Origin of the sequence: Streptomyces sp. NPDC014995 (assembly GCF_043080745.1) — a bacterium.
Taxonomy (GTDB): Bacteria; Actinomycetota; Actinomycetes; order Streptomycetales; family Streptomycetaceae; genus Streptomyces.
Genome location: NZ_JBIBVX010000009.1, coordinates 330,145 through 350,765 on the forward strand (window position 1 = coordinate 330,145; position 20,621 = coordinate 350,765).

Consider the following 20,621-nt stretch of genomic DNA (forward strand, 5'->3'; position numbering starts at 1 on the left):
GCCCTCCTCACGCCCTACGGAGCCTCACTTCTTGCGGCGCCGCCCGGCCTTCGCCTGCTTGCGCCGCTCCGCGCGCGTAAGACCGTCGGCCTCCGAGCGAACCGGCTCGCCGTCACTGTCGAAGTCACCCTCGATGGTGCCGCCCTCGCCGTCCACCGTCGGCGCCGAGAAGTGCAGATTCCGCCGCTGCGGAACGTCCAGCCCCTTGGCACGGATCTCCGGACGGCCGTTCGCCTGCGCCGGCACCACGTCCTGCTTCTCCATGTCGACCGGCGCGGCGTCCTCGACCGGAACCTCCTCGACCTGCTGCTCCACCTGGACCTCCAGGTTGAACAGGTAGCCGACGGACTCCTCCTTGATGCCGTCCATCATCGCGGTGAACATGTCGAAGCCCTCACGCTGGTACTCGACCAGCGGGTCCTTCTGCGCCATCGCGCGCAGGCCGATGCCCTCCTGGAGGTAGTCCATCTCGTAGAGGTGCTCGCGCCACTTGCGGTCCAGCACCGACAGCACGACCCGCCGCTCCAGCTCACGCATGATCTCGGAGCCGAGCTGCTCCTCACGCGCCTGGTACTGCTCGTGGATGTCGTCCTTGATGGACTCCGAGATGAACTCGGCCGTCAGACCGGCCCGGTCACCCGCCGCCTCCTCCAGCTCCTCGACGGTGACCTTCACCGGGTACAGCTGCTTGAACGCGCCCCACAGACGGTCCAGGTCCCAGTCCTCCGCGAAGCCCTCGGCGGTCTCCGCGGCGATATAGGCGTCGATCGTGTCGTCCATGAAGTGCTGGATCTGCTCGTGCAGGTCCTCACCCTCCAGGACGCGGCGCCGCTCACCGTAGATGACCTCACGCTGCCGGTTGAGGACCTCGTCGTACTTCAGGACGTTCTTCCGCGTCTCGAAGTTCTGCTGCTCGACCTGCGACTGGGCGGACGCGATCGCGCGCGTGACCATCTTGTTCTCGATCGGCACATCGTCCGGCACGTTCGCCATGGACATCACACGCTCGACCATCTGCGCCTTGAACAACCGCATCAGGTCGTCACCGAGCGACAGATAGAAACGGGACTCACCCGGGTCACCCTGACGGCCGGAACGACCCCGCAGCTGGTTGTCGATACGACGCGACTCGTGCCGCTCGGTACCCAGCACGTACAGGCCGCCGAGCTGCTCGACCTCCTCCTTCTCCGCCCTGACGGCCTGCTCGGCCTTCTCCAGGGCGGCCGGAAGGGCCGCGGCCCACTCCTCGATGTGCTCCTCCGGGTCGAGGCCACGCTGACGCAGCTCCGCCTCGGCGAGGTCCTCCGGGTTGCCGCCGAGCTTGATGTCCGTACCACGACCGGCCATGTTGGTGGCGACGGTCACGGCGCCCCTGCGGCCGGCCTGGGCGACGATCTGCGCCTCACGCTCGTGCTGCTTGGCGTTGAGCACCTCGTGCTGGATGCCTCGCTTGCTGAGCTGCTGCGACAGGTACTCGGACTTCTCGACCGACGTCGTACCGACGAGGATCGGCTGGCCCTTCTCGTGCTTCTCGGCGATGTCGTCGACCACCGCGTCGAACTTGGCGACCTCGGTGCGGTAGATCAGGTCCGACTGGTCCTTGCGGATCATCGGCTTGTTGGTCGGGATCGGGACGACACCGAGCTTGTAGATCTGGTGGAACTCGGCGGCCTCGGTCATCGCCGTACCGGTCATGCCGGACAGCTTGTTGTACAGGCGGAAGAAGTTCTGCAGGGTGATCGTGGCGAGCGTCTGGTTCTCGTCCTTGATGTCCACCCCTTCCTTCGCCTCGATCGCCTGGTGCATGCCCTCGTTGTAACGGCGGCCGGCGAGGATACGACCCGTGTGCTCGTCGACGATCATGACTTCGCCGTCGATGACGACGTAGTCCTTGTCCTTCTTGAAGAGCTCCTTCGCCTTGATGGCGTTGTTCAGGTAGCCCACCAGCGGCGTGTTCACCGACTCGTAGAGGTTGTCGATGCCCAGCCAGTCCTCGACCTTGCTGACACCGGACTCGTGGATGGCGACCGTGCGCTTCTTCTCGTCGACGTCGTAGTCGCCGGTCTCCTCGAGACCCTTCAGCGGGTTGCCGGGCTCACCGCGCTTGAGGCGCGTCACCAGCTTGGCGAAGTCGCCGTACCACTTGGTGGCCTGGTCGGCCGGACCGGAGATGATCAGCGGCGTACGGGCCTCGTCGACGAGGATCGAGTCGACCTCGTCGACGATCGCGAAGTTGTGGCCGCGCTGGACGAGCTCGTCCTTCGACCACGCCATGTTGTCGCGGAGGTAGTCGAACCCGAACTCGTTGTTCGTGCCGTACGTGATGTCGCAGTTGTACTGCTCGCGGCGCTGCGCCGGCGTCATGTTCGCCAGGATGCAGCCGACGCTCAGCCCCAGGAACCTGTGGACGCGGCCCATCATCTCGGAGTCGCGCTCGGCCAGGTAGTCGTTGACCGTGATGAGGTGGACGCCGTCGCCGGAGATGGCGTTCAGATACGCGGGCAGCGTACCCACCAGGGTCTTGCCCTCACCGGTCTTCATCTCGGCGACGTAACCCATGTGCAGGGCCGCACCGCCCATCATCTGGACGTCGTAGTGACGCTGACCGAGGACACGCTTGGCCGCCTCGCGCACCGTGGCGAACGCCTCGGGCAACAGGTCGTCGAGGCTCTCACCATCGGCGTACCGCTGCTTGTACTCATCGGTGAGGGCCCGCAGCTCGGCGTCGGAGAGGTCGACGAAATCCTCTTCGATGGAGTTGACCTGGTCCGCGATGCGGTGCAGCTTGCGCAGGATCTTGCCTTCGCCTGCACGCATGATCTTCGAGAGGACGGACACGGGGGTTGGTCTCCTTGCCGGTCGGGCCTGGGACGGTCGGTTTCCATTGGACTTACTGAGCAACGGCCATCGTATGCGAGGACCCCGCCACGCCGGGAGGCCTGGCGTGGCGAGGACCGCACACGGTCGCCCACGACTTCGATTTCGTTCTCCGAACTGGACAACGGCCGGGTGCCGCGGATGGTGCCGCGTCCGGCAGACGAATTGCGCGAATTGTGATCACCCACTCACACACCGCAAAGACATGGCGCCCCAGCGGCGCCCCCACGCAGAATCGGCCGATGCAGCCCGTCACCCTCACCACCGACCGCCTCGTCCTGCGCCCGGTCGGCCCCCAGGACGCCGACGCCGTCCACGCCGCCGCCCAGGACCCCGACATCCAGCGCTGGACCACCATCCCCTCGCCCTACCTCCCCGAACACGCCCGCAGCTTCACCGAAGAACTCGCCCCCGAAGGCTGGGCCAACAGCTCCATGTTCACCTTCGGCATCTTCCTCCCCGACGGCACCCTCGTCGGCGTCAACAGCCTCATCATGCGCTCCCTCGGCACAGCCGAGATCGGCTTCTGGACCGCCAAGGAACACCGCGGCCGCGGCTACACCACCGAGGCCGCCCTCACCGCCTCCCGCTGGGCCTTCACCGACCTCGCCGTCGACCGCGTCGAATGGCGCGCCGAAGTCGGCAACACCGCCTCCCGCGCGGTCGCGCAACACGCCGGCTTCACCCTGGAGGGCACCCTGCGCTCCGCCATCAACAACAAGGGAGTACGCCGCGACTGCTGGGTCGGCTCCCTGCTCCCGTCGGACCTGGGCCTGCCGTCGGCGGCACCGTACCTGCCGGCACCGGCCGCCCCCTCGCAGCCCTGAGCAGGAGCACAACGACCAGCCCCGCCTCCGCCCCCAAACCCGCAGCTCACCGCCCCTTGTCAGACCCACCCCCTATCGTGCGCACCATGACCACCGCGCGCCCGACCGCAGAGCTCTCCGCAGACGAAGCCCGCCGCATCGCCCTCCGGGCGCAAGGCTTCCTCGGCACGCCCGACCGCAGAGCCGGCGTCCGCGGCGTCCTGCGCCACCTCGGCGCCGTCCAACTCGACACCATCTCCGTCCTGGCCCGCTCCCACGAACTCATCCCGTACGCCCGCCTGGGAGCCGTGGGCCGCACCACGGTCGAGCACGCCTACTGGAAGGGCACCCACGCCTTCGAGTACTGGTCCCACGCCGCCTGCATCCTCCCCATCGAGGAATGGCCCCACTTCGCCTTCCGCCGCCGCGCCTACCGCAACCGCCCCCACTGGAACCACCACCTCCCCGACGGCACCTACGACCAGGTCATCAAACAGCTCCGCGCAGAGGGCCCCCTCACCGCCACCGAGTTGGGCGGCGCGAAGAGGACCAGCGAATGGTGGGACTGGTCCGGTACCAAGGTCGCCGTGGAACGCGCCCTGATGTACGGCGAGGTCGTCTGCGTCGAACGCCGCGGCTGGAAACGCGTGTACGACCTCGCCGAACGCGCCGTCCCGGCCGACCTCCTGCACGACGAACTCGACGACACCGAATGCCTGCGCCGCCTGGTCCGCCTGGCCGGCCAGTCCCTCGGCGTCGGCACCCGCGCGGACCTCGCCGACTACCACCGCCTCAAGGGCGAACAGGTGGACGCGGTGATCGCCGACTCCGGCCTGGTCCCCGTCACCGTCGAAGGCTGGGGAAAACCGGCCTGGGCCGACCCTGCAGCCCTCCAGACGCCCCCGCGCGGCCGCCACCGCACCACGCTCCTGTCCCCCTTCGACTCCCTCATCTGGGAACGGGCCCGCACCGAACGCATCTTCGGATTCACCCACCGCCTGGAGGCCTACGTCCCCAAGCAGAAGCGGGTCCACGGCTACTTCGCCATGCCGGTACTGGCCGGCGGCCGGCTCGTCGGCCGCGTCGACCCGGCCCGCGAGGGCCGCACCCTGGTCGCCAAGCAGGTCACCCTGGACGGCCCGAAGGCGGTCCCGGCCGTCGCGCAGGCCCTTGCCGAGGCCGCGACCTGGGTGGACTGCACGGACATACGGGTGGAACGCGTCGACGACCCACACCTGCGCGAACTCCTCACCAAGGAGATCGCCCGCACCCTCACCTGACCGCGACCGGGCTACCGGATCTCGAGGATCTTCTCCCGCATCGCGTACACCACCGCCTCCATCCTGGAGTGCAACTGCAACTTCTCCAGAATGTTGCGCACGTGGTTCTTCACGGTGTTCTCGGAGATGAACAACTCCTTGGCGATGTCCCGGTTGTTCATCCCCGTGGCGACGAGCTTGAGCACTTCCAGCTCACGGTCCGTCAACCGCGGCGCCGGCACCAGCCGGCGCTCGTCGGTCCGCTGGATCATCGACTTGAACTCGGTGAGCAGTTTCGACGCCATCGAAGGACTGATCTGCGACTGCCCGTCGGCCACCGCGCGAATCGCCGTGGCGACCTCGTCCGTGGAGATCTCCTTCAGGAGATATCCCGTCGCGCCCGCCTTGATCGCGTCATAGAGATCGGCCTCCTCATCGCTGATCGTCAACATGATGATCTTCGCGCTGGGAGCCACCTCCTTGATGGACGTGCACGCCTCGATACCACCGCGCTTCGGCATCCGTACGTCCATCAGCACGATGTCCGGCAGCAGATCGGCCGCCTTGTCCACGGCCTCGGCGCCGTCGCCCGCCTCGCCCACGACCTGGATGTCCTCCTCGGCCGCGAGCACGATCTCCAGTCCCCGACGGAACAGGGCGTGATCGTCCACCACAAGGACTCTGATCGGCTCCTTGCGGGGAGTGCCCGCATCCGGGCCCATGCCGACGACGCCGTCGACGGCATCCCCGTCATGCATCGGTCCGAAGCTGTCCGCCATCGTTCCTCCCCCTGAAGGCTGTGGCCGTGGTCGTGTGCCATCGCCAACGCAAGGCAACGGCCCACCGGTTGAGCCGTTGCCGCCATGATTCCATGCCCGGACGGCAACGCGGTGACAGAGCGGTGCGCGAAGGGGTCGCACACGGATGCCCCTGGGGGCGCACAAGCGCTCCAGGGGCACCTGCTCAGCTGTCACCAGGACCGGGTCACCCGCCCAGCGCGCCGCCCGCCTCGGGCGCGTGCGCCTGCGTGACCATCGTGTCCGTCCTGAGGTGGATCACGCCGTAGTCGTAGGCGTGCCGCCGGTATACAACGCTGGGTTCCTTCGTCTCGGAGTCGACGAAGAGGTAGAAGTCGTGCCCGACCAGCTCCATCTCGTAGAGGGCCTGGTCAAGGGTCATCGGGGCGGCGACGTGGGTCTTCTCGCGCACCACGAGGGGTCCGTCGCCCTGCACTTCCAGCGAACCGATCCTCTTGGTGGGCACGCTCTTTTCGGTCTCTTCGGCCGGGATGGGACGGCCGTTGCCGCTGAGGGTCGCGACGCCCGGGACGTGGTCCGAGACCTCCGCTGCCGAGAGTCGGCGTGCGCCGCGCCGCGTGTAACGCTTGTCGTGCTGCTTGCGCAGCTGGGCGTCCAGCTTCTCCGCCGCCAGGTCGAGTGCCGCGTACGGGTCGCTGGCCGCTGCCTCCGCCCGGATCACCGGACCGCGGGAGCGGAGCGTGATCTCCACTCGGTCGCTCCGGTCGGCCTGTCGGGGGTTGGGCTCCTTGGACACCTCGACGTCGAGGCTGATCACCTTGCCATCGAGCTTCTGGATCTTCTCCAGCTTCAGCTTCTCGGCCACGTGCTTGCGGAACCGCTCGGGCACCTCGGTCTTGCGGCCCTTGACGACGATGTCCACGCAGAACTCCGTTCCCGGATCGCTCCGCATCAACGGCGGAGCATCTCCCTTTTGCACCAGGCTCCGGTGAGCCCCGGAACCTCGGACTCGGTGACTTCCACCTCCTCCTCCCCCATGGGCGAGCTCTCCACCCCAGGTGCTGCGGGTGATTGCCGAAAACCGCAGCACGACATTCGGAATTGCGAGGGTGGCCTGCGGCTTTCCCTCACAACCGAACATATCTCGCCCGGACGGATGTCGTCACCCTCTACTGCGGCGTACCTCCGTTCAGGTGAATTGGCCCTCTCATTAGCTGCAACGACTCAAGTTCTCCGCCAGTTCCGGTTTATTTCGAAAGAGTCCGGCGGCGCCGCCACAACGGCCGCGCAGACCACCTCACCTGCGCCGCCCGCTCCCACCGGCCTCGCCGGCACCCGGCCCGCACCTCCCTCCCGTGCTCCGGACGGCCGTACCCCTCTGACTTCCCGAGTGACGCCCCCGTACACGGCCATCGCACCTTCACTACGTTCTGTCCACGCGACCGCCCCAGCAGCGGTCCCGGCCGCCACGGTTCCGGAGGGCCGACCGGTCCCCGGAACCGTGGCGGAGGGCCGCTCGGTCTCCGCCATGCGGGCGGTCCGCTCAGCCTCGGCCGCGACCGTCCCGGCCGGCCGCTCCTCCGGCAGCGTTCGGGCGGGCCGCTCGGTCTCCGCCATGCCGGCGATCCGCTCCGCCACCAGGGTTCCGGCGGTCCGCTCGGTCTCCACCGTCCCGGCGGGCCGCTCTGCCGCCACCGCCGCCCGCACCGCACGCGCCGCCTCCGCGAGCGAGGCACCCGTCGTGACGAGGTCGTCGACGAGTACGACCCGGCCCCCGCGCAACACGCGCGCGCCACCGGGCACCACCCCCAGCGCACCCACCAGGTTCTCCAGCCGCTGGCGCGAGTTGAGGCCCGACTGGTCGGCCACCACCCGCCGCTGCCGCAACACCGCCGCCACCCGCACCGACGCCCCCGCCCTGCGCAGCTCAGCCGCGGCCGCGAGGGCGATACGACGGGCGGGGTCATGACCGCGGGCCCGGACGGCTCGGGGGGTGGAGGGGACGGGGACGAGGAGTACGTGTCCGGGGGGTGGGGGCCCCTCCCCCTCCCCCACCTCCCCCAACCCCAACCCCACCCGCACCGCCCCCGCCAACGCCACTCCCAACGGTCGCGCCAGGGCCAGCGCCCCGCGCTCCTTGTGGGCCAGCAGCACGGCCCGTACCTCGTCCGCGTACCGGGCCGCCGCGTGCACGGCGGGCAGCCCGGGCGGCTCGGGCACCGGCCGCACCCGGCGCGGCGCGGTCCCGCAGAGTGCGGCGCTGCACTCGGGGCAGAGCACCGTACGGGCCCGTCCGCAGCCGCCGCACTCGGCCGGCAGGACGAGGCCGGTGAGCTCCTGCCACCATCGCCGAACGCCTTCCACGCCCACCACTGTGCCGCTGTGGGCAGCGGTCGGCCACCCCTGTGGATAACCGCCTGTGGACAAGTCTCGGAAGGACGGATCAAGACGGGTCGGCCGACGCGGACAATCGAGTCGGCCGAGGCAACAAGCCAGCCCAGCCGAGCAAAAAACCAGGTCAGCCGCGGAAAGCAATCACATCAGCCCCGCCGACCAACCGGATCACCGGACCACGGCCAAACCGCCAAACCCCAAAACCACCGGACCACCGGACCACCGAGTCCGCGAAATCACCCCGGATAGAACGCCACCGAAGCGGCTTCCTTCAAGGTCCGCCATCCGCTCCCCCCGGGCAACCACAGCAGCCCGTCCTTGGAGGTGGCGAAGAGGGGGGCCTCGCCGTCCTCGGAGGCGGCGATGCTGGTCACCTCGGTGAGGCCGGGCAGGGTTCCCGTTTCGGGGATGGAGCCGTCGCACTGCACGTACTGCACCTGCTCGATTCCGCCGGCCTCGCGCCCGACGACGACGAGCCGGCTGTCTCCGGCCCAGGACATGGCGGTGACCTGTTCCAGGTCGGGTGTCGCGGAGCGCAGTTCCTGGACGGAGACGGTGGGCTGCTCCGCGCTCGTGTCCCGTTCGATCCGCCCGATGAGCAGGGACTGTTTGCCGCCCTTGTCCACGACGAGCGCGATCCGTACTCCGTCGGCGGCGACGCGCACGGCGTTGATCCGCCCGTCCAGCCCGGGGGTGAGGACGTCGATGGGCCGGCCGCCGCCCTTCTCCAGCAGGAGCAGCCGCGGGGCGGCGAGGTCGCGGTCGGCGATCCACAGGTCGCCCTGGGCGTCCCAGCTGGGGGTGGTGAGCCGGTCGGTCTCGGTCTTGCCCTTGCTCTGCAGGACGGGTGTGCCGAGGGGGCTGCCGGCGACCGTGGAGGTGACGTAGAGGGCCTTGCCGTCGAGGGCGACGCCGGCGGCGCTGTGTTCGTCGCGGGCGACGGCCACGGATCGCAGGGCCTTGCCGCCGTCGCCGAGTGCTCCGGGGACGGCTTCGGCTTTCGTGCTGCTGCCGCCGTCGTTCGTCCGGCGGACGAGCCGGTGGCGGCCGTCGATGAAGTACAGGTGGTCGGGGCTCGTCTCCGCGCCGCGTTCGGCCACGGCCGTGACCCGGTCGTCGCCGAGGACGCACAGTTGTTTGCCGCCCGCGCGCAGCTCGACCTCGTCGACGGTCGGGGTGAGGCTCTGCAGCGTGAACAGCAGCTGTGCGGCCATTTCGTCGCACTTGCCGTGCCCGATGCGGGCCGCCTTGTCGTTGAGCGGGACGGTGAGTTTGTTCTGGTCGTCGGGGGTGAGCGCGGTGACGCCCTTGGTCAGCGCCGTGCCGGTGGGGAAGCTGGATCTGACGACGGGCCGCAGCCAGCTGGTGGGCCCGTTGAGCAGGGAGCGCACCATCTGGGTCATGGGGTCGACGCGTTCGCGCACGTAGACGGGGTCGGCGACGGCCATGGGCTGTCCGGAGCCGACGGCGGTGGTGTCGGAGGCGAAGTAGTACTTGTTGACGGACATGTAGTTGCGTTGGAAGTCCGACTTGCCCATGACGACGCCCTGGGGCAGTGCGTCGATGCGCCACTGTGCGGTCTTCTTGTCGCGCGTGAGGTGCACGGTCTGGTTGTAGGGGCCGGAGGCGGGCGCGTACGACTGCTGGGCGTCGACGGTGGCGATCTTGGTGCCGGTGAGGGTGAAGGTGAGGTCGTCGGCGTCCCCGCGGCCGCCGGACGGGTCGGCCTCGGTTCCTGGTCCGTCGGCAAGGACCGTCGTGGCGCGCTCGGGCTCCCATCGCTGCGCGGCCTTGGTGGTGAGGTACTGGCGGGCGGTGGAGTAGCGGGGGTCGTCGCTGGTCAGCGCTTCGAGGAAGCCTTGGACGATCTCCGATGGCGGTGCGTCCTCCCGGGGTGGCATCGCGAACACCCGCACCTGTGTCTCCTGGCGTGGAGTGGATTCCACGCCTCGCAGGTCTCCGCTGTCGGGCATCGAGGCGCACCCTGCCAGCAGTACGACGCCACAGGCGGCGTACGCCGTCGCGCGCCCCGGCGTGCGCCGGTGGCTTCCCTGGCGGTCAGCGCCCACGAAATGCCTCCCCCTGCTCGTCCGAGCCGTTTGCCGTGGCGTCCGCCCCGTCCGGTGTGTGGTCGTGTGTCGTGCCCGTGGCGGGCGGGTCGTCCTGTCGGCGTGCGCCTGAGGTGGGGCGGGGCACGACGCGTGCGCCGTTGCCGGGCAGCGCCGTGGGGTCGGCGGTGGGGGCGATCGTGGCGAGCCGGGGTGCGAGCGGAGTGCGTGGTTCGCCGCCGGACTGTACGGGCACGGTGGCGCTCTTCTCGCCTGTGCCGCGGGGCAGGCCGGCGTCGTCGAGTCCGCGGTTGCGGCGCGAGTCCTTGGGTTCCAGGGGTATGGGCGAGCCCCGGAGCGGCTCGTCGGCGGTCCTGGGCAGTGTCAGGCGGAACTGTGAGCCGCCGCCGGGTTCGCCCCAGGCCTGGAGCCAGCCGCCGTGCAGTCGGGCGTCTTCGAGGGCGATGGAGAGTCCCAGTCCTGTGCCGCCCGTGGTGCGCGCGCGTGCCGGGTCGGCCCGCCAGAAGCGGCTGAAGACGCGTGTGGCCTCGCCGGGTTTGAGTCCGACACCGTAGTCGCGTACGGCGACGGCGACGGCGCCGCCCGCCGAGGCGAGTTTGACGACGACGTCCTTGCCGTCGCCGTGTTCGACGGCGTTGACGACGAGGTTGCGCAGGACGCGCTCGACGCGGCGTGCGTCGGCTTCGGCGACGACGGGTTGCTGGTCGCCGATGACGCGTATGGCCGTGCCTTTGCGCTCGGCGAGCGGCGCGGCCCCGCTGACGACGCGGCGTACGACTTCCCGCAGGTCGATCGGTTCGGCCTCGAGGGCGGCGGCGCCGGCGTCGAAGCGGCTGATCTCCAGCAGGTCGGCGAGGAGCGATTCGAAGCGGTCGAGCTGGTCGGCGAGGAGTTCCGCGGACCGCGCGGTCACCGGGTCGAAGTCCTCGCGTGCCTCGTGGATGACGTCGGCGGCCATCCGTACGGTCGTCAGGGGTGTCCGCAGTTCGTGCGACACGTCGGACACGAAGCGTCGCTGCATCCGTGACAGGTCCTCCAGCTGGTTGATCTTCAGCTGGAGGTTCTGCGCCATCTTGTTGAAGGCTTCGCCGAGCCGTGCGATGTCGTCCTCGCCGGTGACCTTCATCCGTTCCTGGAGGCGTCCGGCGGACAGCCGCTCGGCGATTCCGGCGGCCATCCGTACGGGCGTGACGACCTGCCGCACCACGAGCCAGGCGATGGCTCCGAGGAGTACGACGACGAAGAGCCCGGCGGTCGCGAGGGTTCCCTTGACGAGGCTGAGGGACTTCTCCTCCTGGGTGAGCGGGAAGAGGTAGTACAGCTCGTAGGGGTCGCCGTTGGGGTCGTTGACCTGCTTGCCGATGACGAGGGCGGGCTGGGAGTCCTTGTCGTTGCCGTAGATGATGCGGGTGTAGCTCTGAGCGGCGCCGGTGCTGGTGTTGATCCGGACGCGCAGGTCCTCTGGGACGCTCTGGTTGGGTTTGACGTCGCCGGAGGCGCGCGGTCCGCGTCCGCCGCCGCTGTCGTCGCCGATGGGCAGCGTCACGACGTCGAAGGCGCCCTGGCCGCCGCTGGAGAGCGACGACACGAGCTCGCTCATCCATTGGATGACGTTCTGCGAGGACTGGCCGTCCACGGCGGTCCCGTCGCCGGCGGCCGCGGTGGACGCTTCGTCGGCTTTCTGCTTGGCGACGGCGAACCCGCCGGTGGCCTGGCTCTGGGAGGCCTTGACCTTGGCGTCGAGCAGCCCGTTGCGGACCTGCCCGATGACGACGAAGCCGAGCAGCAGGACGACGCCGAGCGACATCAGCAGGGTGGTGACGACGACCTTGAGCTGGATGTTGCGCCGCCACAGCCGCATGACGGGCAGCAGCGGCCGGCGTACCCAGCGCAGCAGCAGTCTCAGGACGGGGCTGTTGTGTATTCCGCCTTGCAGCAGCCCGCCGGCGAAGAGATGCCCGAGGCGGGAGCCCGCCGTTTTCCGGCCGACAGGCCGCTCCGGGCGGGCCCCGGACCGGCCGGGGGCCGAAGCGGCACTGTCTCCGGACATGTCAGCTCGGTCCTGCCTTGTATCCGACGCCACGGACGGTCACCACGATCTCGGGCCGCTCCGGGTCCTTCTCGACCTTGGAGCGCAGCCGCTGTACATGCACGTTGACCAGACGGGTGTCGGCCGCGTGCCGGTAGCCCCACACCTGCTCCAGCAGCACCTCGCGCGTGAACACCTGCCACGGCTTGCGCGCCAGTGCGACCAGCAGGTCGAACTCGAGCGGTGTCAGCGCGATCGACTGCCCGTCCCGCTTCACGGAGTGGCCGGCCACGTCGATGACGAGGTCACCGATGGCGAGCTGCTCGGGCGCGGGCTCCTCCGACCTGCGCAGCCGCGCCCTGATGCGGGCGACCAGTTCCTTCGGCTTGAACGGCTTGACGATGTAGTCGTCGGCGCCCGACTCCAGCCCGACGACGACGTCGACGGTGTCGCTCTTGGCCGTGAGCATCACGATCGGCACCCCGGACTCCGCCCTGATCAGACGGCACACCTCGATACCGTCCCGTCCGGGCAGCATCAGGTCCAGCAGCACCAGGTCGGGTTTGGTCTCACGGAAAGCGGCCAGCGCCTTGTCGCCGTCGGCTACGAAAGACGGCTCAAAACCTTCACCACGCAGCACAATGCCGAGCATCTCGGCCAGTGCGGTGTCGTCGTCGACGACAAGGACTCGTCCCTTCATAAACGACATCATCCCATTCTCATAACAGTGACAGTGGCGCTGGTGAGCAGGGTCACTGGCCCGTGACGATAGTCGTAGGGAACCGTTACTGTCTGCCCCCGCCCCCCGCCGCCGGGGTCGCTGCGCCCCGGAGGGCGCAGATCTCGTTCCGGACACCGCCACGAACGAGATCCCGCCCCGCAGACCAGGCCGGCCCCAGCCCCGCCATCCGCGACCCGCAGTCCGGAGCCGAATCCTCGGCCCCCCGTCCTGCAAGGACCCGCCCCGCAGGACCAGGCCGGTCCGAGCCCCCGACCGGGCTCAGGCCCGGACCGACTCGAGCCCAGGCCGAACCCGACCCCAGGCGACCTCAGCCCAGGCCCGGTCAGCCGGTCGTCACCTGCCGCGACCGGGCACACAACTCGGCAAGCCCCTCGGCCGTCACCGGCGACACGACTCCTTCCTCCGTGACGATCGCCGTCACCAGCTCGGGCGGCGTCACGTCGAACGCCGGGTTGTACGCCTGCGTCCCCAGCGGTGCGACCGGAATGCCGCCTCCCGCTCCCGACACCTGCACCTGGGGCGCGGTCACCTCCGTCACCTCGTACCCGGGGCGCTGCTCGACCTCGATCGCCGCCCCGTCGGGGGTGTCCGCATCCACCGTCGTCACCGGCGCCACCACGATGAACGGCACATGGTGGTACCGGGCGAGCACCGCGAGCGGATAGCTCCCCACCTTGTTCGCGACCGATCCGTCGGCCGCGATGCGGTCGGCCCCGATCAGCACCGCGTCCACCTCGCCGGCCGCGAACAGCGAACCCGCCGCGTTGTCCGTGAGCAGGGTGTAGCCCATGCCGTTGCGGGCCGCCTCGTACGCCGTCAGGCGGGCGCCCTGCAGCAGCGGACGGGTTTCGTCCACCCACAGCCGCCGCAGCCGCCCGATCCGGTGCGCCGCGAGCGCCACCGCGAACGCCGTCCCTTCGCCGCCCGACACCAGCGAGCCGGTGTTGCAGTGGGTGAGGATGCGGTGTCCGCCACCGGGCAGCAGTTCGTCGAGAAGGGTCAGCCCGTGCTCCGCCATCCGCGCGCTCGCCTCGGCGTCGTCCCGGTGCAGTTGTCGCGCGGCCGCGAGGGCGGCCCGGGCACCCTGCTCGGGGTCACCGCCCTTGGCGAGCTCCGCCCGGTAGGCCGAGCTGGCGCGGCGCACGCCGACGGACAGGTTCACCGCGGTGGGCCGGGCGCTCTCGAGCGCGACCGCGGCCTCGTCCACGTCGAAGCCGCGCGCGGCGGCGAGCGCGACGCCGTACGCCCCGGCGATGCCGAGCAGGGGCGCCCCGCGCACGGCGAGCGACCCGATCGCCTCGACCAGCGCGGACGCGTCGGTACAGACCAGTTCGACCTCCTCGGCCGGCAGCCTCGTCTGGTCCAGTAGCACCAGTACGGGGCCTTCGGGTGGTTCCTCCCAGCGGATCGCCGGTATGTCGGTGGGCCGCTTGTCCTCGCCGGATTGCGCGTACTGATCAGCCATGCGGTCAGTCTGCCCGTTATCCGGCGGACAATTGAAGGTGTGCAGCCCCGACCGCGGCCGGTCCCCCGATGACCACCCCATGGCACGATGGCTCCCAACCTGCCCCCGCGACCGTGGACGGGCACCGTGAAGGAGCGACGATGAAAGACACTCCGGGCTGGGCCTCGCCCGGATCCGCCCCGTCCGACGGACAGGAGCCCGGGGCGTCCCACCCTGCCGAGCCCGCGGACCGACCCGGCGGCACGCAGCCCGCGGACCAGCCGGCCGCGACCCCGGAGGGCCCCGGCACGAAGTGGTCCAAGGAGCAGCCGCCACCGGCCCAGTGGTCCGCGCCCACCGGGCCCCAGAACCCCGCGCAGCCTCCGCCACCGCCCCCGCCCGGCCCCGGCTGGGGCGCCCGCCCGCCGGGCGGCCCCAGCGGCCCCGGATACGGCGGCCCCGGCGGACCGGGGGGTTACGGCGGTCACGGCGCTCCCGGCGGCTGGGGAGCCGGCTGGGGCGGCCCGCCGCCCGCGGCCAAGCCCGGCGTGATTCCGCTCCGCCCGCTCGGCGTGGGCGAGATCCTCGACGGCGCCGTCTCCACCATGCGCACCCACTGGCGCACGGTCCTGGGCATCTCGCTGACGGTCGCCATCGTGGTCCAGGTCATCGTCGTCCTCCTCCAGGGCCTGGTCCTGGACGACACCACGGGCACGACCGCTCTCACCGACCCGAGCGCCACCCTCGACGAGCAGACCCGCGCCATGCGCGACACCCTGCTGAACTCCGGTGTGGTCTTCGTGATCGCGCTGATCGGCACGATCGCGGCGACCGCTCTCCTGACGGCCGTCACCAGCCGCGCGGTCCTCGGCAGGTCGGTCACCACCGGCGAGGCCTGGCGCGACGCCCGCCCCCAGGTGCCCAGGCTGTTCGGGCTGATCTTCCTCCTGCTGCTGATGGCGGCCGGTGTCGCCGCCCTGGGAGTTCTGCCGGGCGCCCTCCTGGGCGGCGACGCGGGCGCCGCGCTCGCGGTCCTGGGCAGCCTCGGGTCCATCGTGGTCGTGGTGTGGCTGCTGGTCCGTTTCTCGCTCGCCTCGCCGGCGCTGATGCTGGAGAAGCAGGGCATCAGGAAGTCGCTGAGCCGCTCCGCGAAGCTGGTGCGCGGCTCCTGGTGGCGGATCTTCGGCATCCAGCTGCTGTCCCTGATCATCGCGAACATCGTCGCGATGATCGTCGTCGTCCCCTTCGCCCTCCTCGGTGCCGCCCTCGGTGAGGGCGGTCTCGGCGCCTTCGCGGCAGGCCGCAGCGACCTCGGGTGGACGTACCTCATCGTGAGCGGCGTCGGCTCGGTGATCGGCTCCCTGATCACCTTCCCGATCACGGCGGGCGTCTCCGTCCTCCTCTACGTCGACCAGCGCATCCGCCGCGAGGCCCTCGACCTCGACCTGGCCCGCGCCGCCGGCGTCCAGGGCTACGGAACCCCCTCCCCCGGCACCGTCCCAGGGAGTTGATGCGGTGAGCTGGGCGGGGGGAGTTCTCACAGCGCTGCCGGCGCCACCGGGCGGCGGCAGGCCCGCGTCAGCACTGCCCGGCGCGGACGTCCCGGCCCCGGCGGCCCTGCCACGCGCCGCCGACCGGGCCGTGCACGCCCTGCTGCGGACCGGCGACGGCTCGGCGCTGTCCTGGGTGCGCGGCGACGAGCCGCCGGTGACCATCCCGCGCGATCCCGCGCGGGAAGCGGCCCGGCGCGAGCTGTCCAAGCAGCTGTACCACGAGAACGACCCCAGCCTGTTCGAGCGGGCCCTGAACGGCATCTGGGACTGGATCGACGGCCTGTTCGGCGCCGCCTCCACCGCCGCCCCCGGCGGCACACTCGGCCTGGTCGTCATCGTCGTGGCCGTCGCCGCCGTCCTGGCCGCCCTGTGGTGGCGCCTCGGCACGCCAAGCCGCCAACCCGGCTCCTCCGCGGCCCTGTTCGACGACCGTCCCCGCAGCGCCGCGGGCCACCGCGCGGCCGCCGAAGCGCACGCCGCCCAGGGCCACTGGAACCAGGCCCTCCAGGAACGCATGCGCGCCATCGTCCGCTCCCTGGAGGAGCGTGCCCTCCTCGACACCCGCCCCGGCCGCACCGCCGACGAGGCCGCCGCAGAGGCCGGACGCACCCTTCCGGCCCACACCGACCGGCTGCGCGCCGCCGCCCGCGACTTCGACGACGTCACATACGGCGGCCGCACGGCGACCGAGCAGGCATACCACCGCATCGCCGACCTCGACCGCGACCTGGACGCCACCAAGCCCCAACTCGCCCACAGCAGCGCGCCCACCGCGGACCACCACACCCGCCACGGAGCCGTCGAATGACGGCCGAGGCCACGCTCCCGTCCACCTCGGCCTCGCCCACCGCCCGCCAGGTGTGGACCCGCACCCGAGGGATCGCACTCGCCTTCCTGCTCCTCCTGGCCGGTGCCGTCGTCCTCGCCGTGCTCCGCTCCGACGCCCGGCACGGCGCCCTCGACCCACGCTCCGCCGACCCCTACGGCAGCCGCGCCGTGGCCGAACTCCTCTCCGGCCGCGGTGTCGTCACCCGTGTCGTCACCACCCTGGCCGAGGCCCGCGCCGCCACAGCCCCGGACGCCACCCTCCTGATCGCCACCCCCGACCTCCTGACGGCACCCCAACAGAGGGAACTGCACGCGGCGACCGCGACCTCCGGCGGCCGTACCGTCCTCGTCGCCCCCGGCCGCTGGTCCGTGGAGACACTCGCCCCCGGCGTCATCGCGGACCCCGCCACCAGCCACGGCTCCGCGCTCTCCCCCCACTGCGCCCTGCCCGCAGCCCGCAGCGCCGGCACCGCCGAGACCGGCGGCGTCCGCTACACCACCGTCCACCCCGACGCGGACGAGTGCTACCCCAGCGACGGCCTCCCCACCCTGCTGCGCATCCCCGCCACCTCCGGCGACGGCGACACCGTCATCCTCGGCGCGCCCGACATCCTCCACAACGACCGCCTCGACGAGCAGGGCAACGCCTCGCTCGCCCTCCAGCTCCTCGGCTCCCGCCCCCATCTGGTCTGGTACCTCCCCTCACTCTCCGACCCCTCCGCCACCGACCCGGACGACGAGAAGAGCTTCTTCGAGCTGATCCCCTCCGGCTGGCTCTGGGGCACGCTGCAACTCTTCGTCGCCGCGGCCCTCGCCGCCCTCTGGCGGGCACGCCGACTCGGCCCCCTCGTGCCCGAAAAACTCCCCGTGGCGATCCGCGCCTCCGAAACCGTCGAAGGCCGCGCCCGCCTCTACCGCAAGGCCAACGCGCGCGACCGCGCGGCCACCGCTCTTCGCTCCACCACCCGCACCCGCCTCGCCCCTCTCGTAGGCGTCCCCGTCACCCGGGCACACACGCTCGAAGCCCTCGTACCCGCCCTGTCCGCCCACCTCAACGGCGACGGACAGTTGCTGCACGCCCTCCTCTTCGGCCCGCCACCCGGCGACGACACAGCCCTGATCGCCCTCGCCGACCAACTCGACGCCCTCGAAAGAGAGGTACGCCGTCCATGATGGACCCGACCACTGACAACGCCGGGAACACCGGGGACCCGGGCACCGCCCGAGCCTCCCTGGAAGCCCTGCGCGCCGAGATCGCCAAGGCTGTGGTCGGCCAGGACCCCGCCGTGACCGGCCTCGTCGTCGCCCTCCTGTGCCGCGGACACGTTCTCCTCGAAGGAGTCCCCGGAGTCGCCAAAACGCTGCTCGTCCGCGCCCTCGCCTCCGCACTCGAACTCGACACCAAACGCGTCCAGTTCACCCCCGACCTCATGCCGAGCGACGTCACCGGCTCCCTCGTCTACGACGCCCGCACCGCAGAGTTCTCCTTCCAGCCCGGCCCGGTCTTCACCAACCTCCTCCTCGCCGACGAGATCAACCGCACCCCGCCCAAGACCCAGTCGTCCCTCCTCGAAGCCATGGAGGAACGCCAGGTCACCGTCGACGGCATCCCCCGCCCCCTCCCCGACCCGTTCCTGGTCGCCGCCACCCAGAACCCGGTCGAATACGAGGGCACCTACCCCCTCCCCGAAGCCCAGCTGGACCGCTTCCTCCTGAAACTCACCGTCCCGCTCCCGTCCCGCCAGGACGAGATCGACGTCCTCACCCGCCACGCGGAAGGCTTCAACCCACGCGACCTGCGCGCCGCCGGCATCCGCCCGGTAGCAGGCCCCGCCGACCTCGAAGCCGCCCGCGCGGCAGTCGCCAAGACGACGATCTCCCCCGAGATCACGGCCTACGTCGTCGACATCTGCCGCGCCACCCGCGAGTCACCGTCCCTCACCCTCGGCGTCTCCCCGCGAGGCGCGACAGCCCTCCTGGCCACCTCACGCGCCTGGGCATGGCTGACCGGCCGCGACTACGTCATCCCCGACGACGTCAAAGCCCTCGCCCTCCCCACGCTCCGCCACCGCGTCCAACTCCGCCCGGAGGCCGAAATGGAAGGCGTCACGGCCGACTCCGTCATCACCGCGCTCCTCGCCCACGTCCCCGTCCCCCGCTGATGGCCCTCACCGGACGCGCCGCCCTCCTCGCGGCCCTCGGATCCCTCCCCGTCGGCATCTGGGACCCCAGCTGGACGGGCATCCTCGCCGTCAACGTCCCCCTCGCCGCCGCCTGCGCCTGCGACTTCGCCCTGGCAGCCCCCGTACGCCGCCTGCGCCTGACCCGCTCCGGCGACACCTCCGTACGCCTCGGCGACACCGCGGACGTCACCCTCACGATCACCAACCCGTCCCGTCGGCCCCTGCGCGCCCGCGTCCGTGACGCCTGGCCCCCCAGCAGCTGGCAGCCCGGCACGGAAATCACCGCCTCACGCCACCGGCTCACGATCCCCGCCGGCGAACGCCGCCGCCTCATCACCCACCTGAGCCCCACCCGCCGCGGCGACCGCCACGCCGACCGCGTCACGATCCGCTCCTACGGCCCCCTCGGCCTCTTCACCCGCCAGGGCACCCACAAGGTCCCCTGGACCGTACGCGTCCTGCCCCCGTTCACCAGCCGCAAGCACCTGCCCTCGAAACTGGCCCGCCTCCGCGAACTGGACGGCCGCACCAGCGCCCTCACCCGAGGCGAGGGCACGGAGTTCGACAGCCTGCGCGAATACGTCCCCGGCGACGACACCCGTTCCATCGACTGGCGCGCCACCGCCCGTCAGTCAACGGTCGCCGTCCGCACCTGGCGCCCCGAACGCGACCGCCACATCCTGCTGGTCCTCGACACCGGCCGCACCTCCGCAGGCCGTGTAGGGGACGCCCCCCGCCTGGACGCCTCCATGGACGCAGCCCTCCTCCTGGCCGCACTGGCCTCCCGCGCCGGCGACCGAGTCGACCTCCTCGCCTACGACCGCCGCGTACGAGCCCTGGTCCAGGGAAGAGCCGCCCGTGACGTGCTCCCGTCCCTCGTCACCGCGATGGCCACCGTCGAACCGGAACTGATCGAGACAGACGCCCGCGGCCTCACTGCCACAGCCCTCCGTACGGCCCCCCGCCGCTCCCTGATCGTCCTGCTGACGGCACTCGACGCAGCCCCCGTGGAGGAAGGCCTCCTCCCGGTCCTGCCACAACTCACCCAACGCCACACCGTCCTGGTCGCCTCGGTGGCCGACCCGCACATCGCCCGCATGGCCACGTCCCGCGGCACGACCGATGCCGTGTACGAGGCCGCGGCCGCAGCCCAGGCCCAGACGGAACGCCACCGCACCGCCGAACAACTCCGCCGCCACGGAGTCACGGTCGTCGACGCGACACCGGACGACCTCGCGCCGGCACTCGCGGACGCCTATCTGGCACTGAAGGCAGCCGGACGCCTATAACGCGGAAACGGGCTCTCGCAGAAGAGCCCGCTAAAAAGCTCATACAGGCCCCGAACGCAGAAAACCCCCGCACCATACGGTGCGGGGGCTTCCCCAATATTTGTTCGGCGGCGTCCTACTCTCCCACAGGGTCCCCCCTGCAGTACCATCGGCGCTGTAAGGCTTAGCTTCCGGGTTCGGAATGTAACCGGGCGTTTCCCTCACGCTATAACCACCGAAACACTATGAAACTGTGAACGCCACACCACACTCCAGAAAACCCTGGACGTGCGGGGCTGTTCGTGGTTTCAGAACCAACACAGTGGACGCGAGCAACTGAGGACAAGCCCTCGGCCTATTAGTACCGGTCACCTCCACACGTTACCGTGCTTCCAGATCCGGCCTATCAAC

General features: G+C 70.7%; 15 protein-coding genes and 2 rRNA genes. 7 read left to right on the plus strand and 10 right to left on the minus strand.

Annotated features, from left to right (window positions below; genetic code table 11):
• Positions 1 to 24: 24 nt before the first annotated feature.
• Positions 25 to 2,838 (minus strand): preprotein translocase subunit SecA, encoded by a 2,814-nt coding sequence (gene secA, locus ACF1A1_RS20455; RefSeq protein WP_392001569.1) that lies wholly within the window; start codon positions 2,836 to 2,838, stop codon positions 25 to 27.
• Between the two features lie 281 nt (positions 2,839 to 3,119).
• Here secA and ACF1A1_RS20460 point away from each other — a divergent pair, with 281 nt between their 5' ends.
• Both ACF1A1_RS20460 and ACF1A1_RS20465 read left to right on the plus strand, forming a co-directional pair.
• The gene (locus ACF1A1_RS20460; RefSeq protein ID WP_392001570.1) at positions 3,120 to 3,704 is read left to right on the plus strand and encodes a GNAT family N-acetyltransferase; all 585 of its coding nucleotides are present in this window, start codon (positions 3,120 to 3,122) and stop codon (positions 3,702 to 3,704) included.
• Positions 3,705 to 3,790: 86 nt separating this feature from the next.
• Entirely contained in the window at positions 3,791 to 4,963 is a 1,173-nt protein-coding gene (locus tag ACF1A1_RS20465; protein WP_392001572.1) for a winged helix-turn-helix domain-containing protein, read from the plus strand.
• Positions 4,964 to 4,974: 11 nt separating this feature from the next.
• Here the strand turns inward: ACF1A1_RS20465 and ACF1A1_RS20470 are convergent, their stop codons facing one another.
• The 7 genes from ACF1A1_RS20470 to mtnA all read right to left on the minus strand — a co-directional run bounded on the left by ACF1A1_RS20470 (position 4,975) and on the right by mtnA (position 14,399).
• Positions 4,975 to 5,721 carry a response regulator gene (locus ACF1A1_RS20470; protein ID WP_389523773.1) on the minus strand — a complete coding sequence of 249 codons (747 nt, stop codon included), beginning with the start codon at positions 5,719 to 5,721 and terminating at the stop codon, positions 4,975 to 4,977.
• A 205-nt stretch (positions 5,722 to 5,926) separates the two neighbouring features.
• The gene (hpf, locus tag ACF1A1_RS20475) at positions 5,927 to 6,622 is read right to left on the minus strand and encodes a ribosome hibernation-promoting factor, HPF/YfiA family (protein WP_392001574.1); all 696 of its coding nucleotides are present in this window, start codon (positions 6,620 to 6,622) and stop codon (positions 5,927 to 5,929) included.
• 302 nt (positions 6,623 to 6,924) lie between these two features.
• On the minus strand, positions 6,925 to 8,064 hold the full coding sequence (locus ACF1A1_RS20480; protein ID WP_392001576.1) for a ComF family protein: 1,140 nt from the start codon (positions 8,062 to 8,064) through the stop codon (positions 6,925 to 6,927).
• 266 nt (positions 8,065 to 8,330) lie between these two features.
• The gene (locus ACF1A1_RS20485) at positions 8,331 to 10,163 is read right to left on the minus strand and encodes an LpqB family beta-propeller domain-containing protein (RefSeq protein ID WP_392001577.1); all 1,833 of its coding nucleotides are present in this window, start codon (positions 10,161 to 10,163) and stop codon (positions 8,331 to 8,333) included.
• Positions 10,153 to 12,213 (minus strand): MtrAB system histidine kinase MtrB, encoded by a 2,061-nt coding sequence (gene mtrB / locus ACF1A1_RS20490; protein WP_392001578.1) that lies wholly within the window; start codon positions 12,211 to 12,213, stop codon positions 10,153 to 10,155. The genes ACF1A1_RS20485 and mtrB overlap by 11 nt, the downstream gene beginning before the upstream one ends.
• Before the next feature lies 1 nt (position 12,214).
• Positions 12,215 to 12,904, minus strand: a complete 690-nt coding sequence (mtrA, locus tag ACF1A1_RS20495; RefSeq protein WP_015659998.1) for a two-component system response regulator MtrA — start codon at positions 12,902 to 12,904, stop codon at positions 12,215 to 12,217.
• A 352-nt stretch (positions 12,905 to 13,256) separates the two neighbouring features.
• Complete coding sequence (gene mtnA / locus ACF1A1_RS20500) at positions 13,257 to 14,399, minus strand: S-methyl-5-thioribose-1-phosphate isomerase (protein WP_392001580.1); 1,143 nt, start codon at positions 14,397 to 14,399, stop codon at positions 13,257 to 13,259.
• A gap of 140 nt (positions 14,400 to 14,539) precedes the next feature.
• On the opposite strand from mtnA, the gene ACF1A1_RS20505 reads away from it, so the two are divergent.
• The 5 genes from ACF1A1_RS20505 to ACF1A1_RS20525 all read left to right on the plus strand — a co-directional run bounded on the left by ACF1A1_RS20505 (position 14,540) and on the right by ACF1A1_RS20525 (position 20,231).
• Positions 14,540 to 15,889, plus strand: a complete 1,350-nt coding sequence (locus tag ACF1A1_RS20505; protein WP_392001581.1) for a glycerophosphoryl diester phosphodiesterase membrane domain-containing protein — start codon at positions 14,540 to 14,542, stop codon at positions 15,887 to 15,889.
• A 106-nt stretch (positions 15,890 to 15,995) separates the two neighbouring features.
• Positions 15,996 to 16,739 (plus strand): DUF4129 domain-containing protein, encoded by a 744-nt coding sequence (locus tag ACF1A1_RS20510; protein WP_392001606.1) that lies wholly within the window; start codon positions 15,996 to 15,998, stop codon positions 16,737 to 16,739.
• Positions 16,736 to 17,932, plus strand: a complete 1,197-nt coding sequence (locus ACF1A1_RS20515) for a DUF4350 domain-containing protein (protein ID WP_392001583.1) — start codon at positions 16,736 to 16,738, stop codon at positions 17,930 to 17,932. The genes ACF1A1_RS20510 and ACF1A1_RS20515 overlap by 4 nt, the downstream gene beginning before the upstream one ends.
• Positions 17,932 to 18,921: an AAA family ATPase gene (locus tag ACF1A1_RS20520; protein ID WP_392001607.1), complete on the plus strand. Its 990-nt coding sequence runs from the start codon at positions 17,932 to 17,934 to the stop codon at positions 18,919 to 18,921. The genes ACF1A1_RS20515 and ACF1A1_RS20520 overlap by 1 nt, the downstream gene beginning before the upstream one ends.
• On the plus strand, positions 18,921 to 20,231 hold the full coding sequence (locus tag ACF1A1_RS20525; RefSeq protein ID WP_392001584.1) for a DUF58 domain-containing protein: 1,311 nt from the start codon (positions 18,921 to 18,923) through the stop codon (positions 20,229 to 20,231). Before ACF1A1_RS20520 ends, ACF1A1_RS20525 begins: the two co-directional genes overlap by 1 nt.
• A 102-nt stretch (positions 20,232 to 20,333) precedes the next feature.
• Here the strand turns inward: ACF1A1_RS20525 and rrf are convergent.
• Positions 20,334 to 20,450: ribosomal RNA gene (gene rrf / locus ACF1A1_RS20530) — 5S ribosomal RNA — on the minus strand.
• A 98-nt stretch (positions 20,451 to 20,548) separates the two neighbouring features.
• Positions 20,549 to 20,621, minus strand: a 23S ribosomal RNA gene (locus tag ACF1A1_RS20535); the annotation flags it as partial.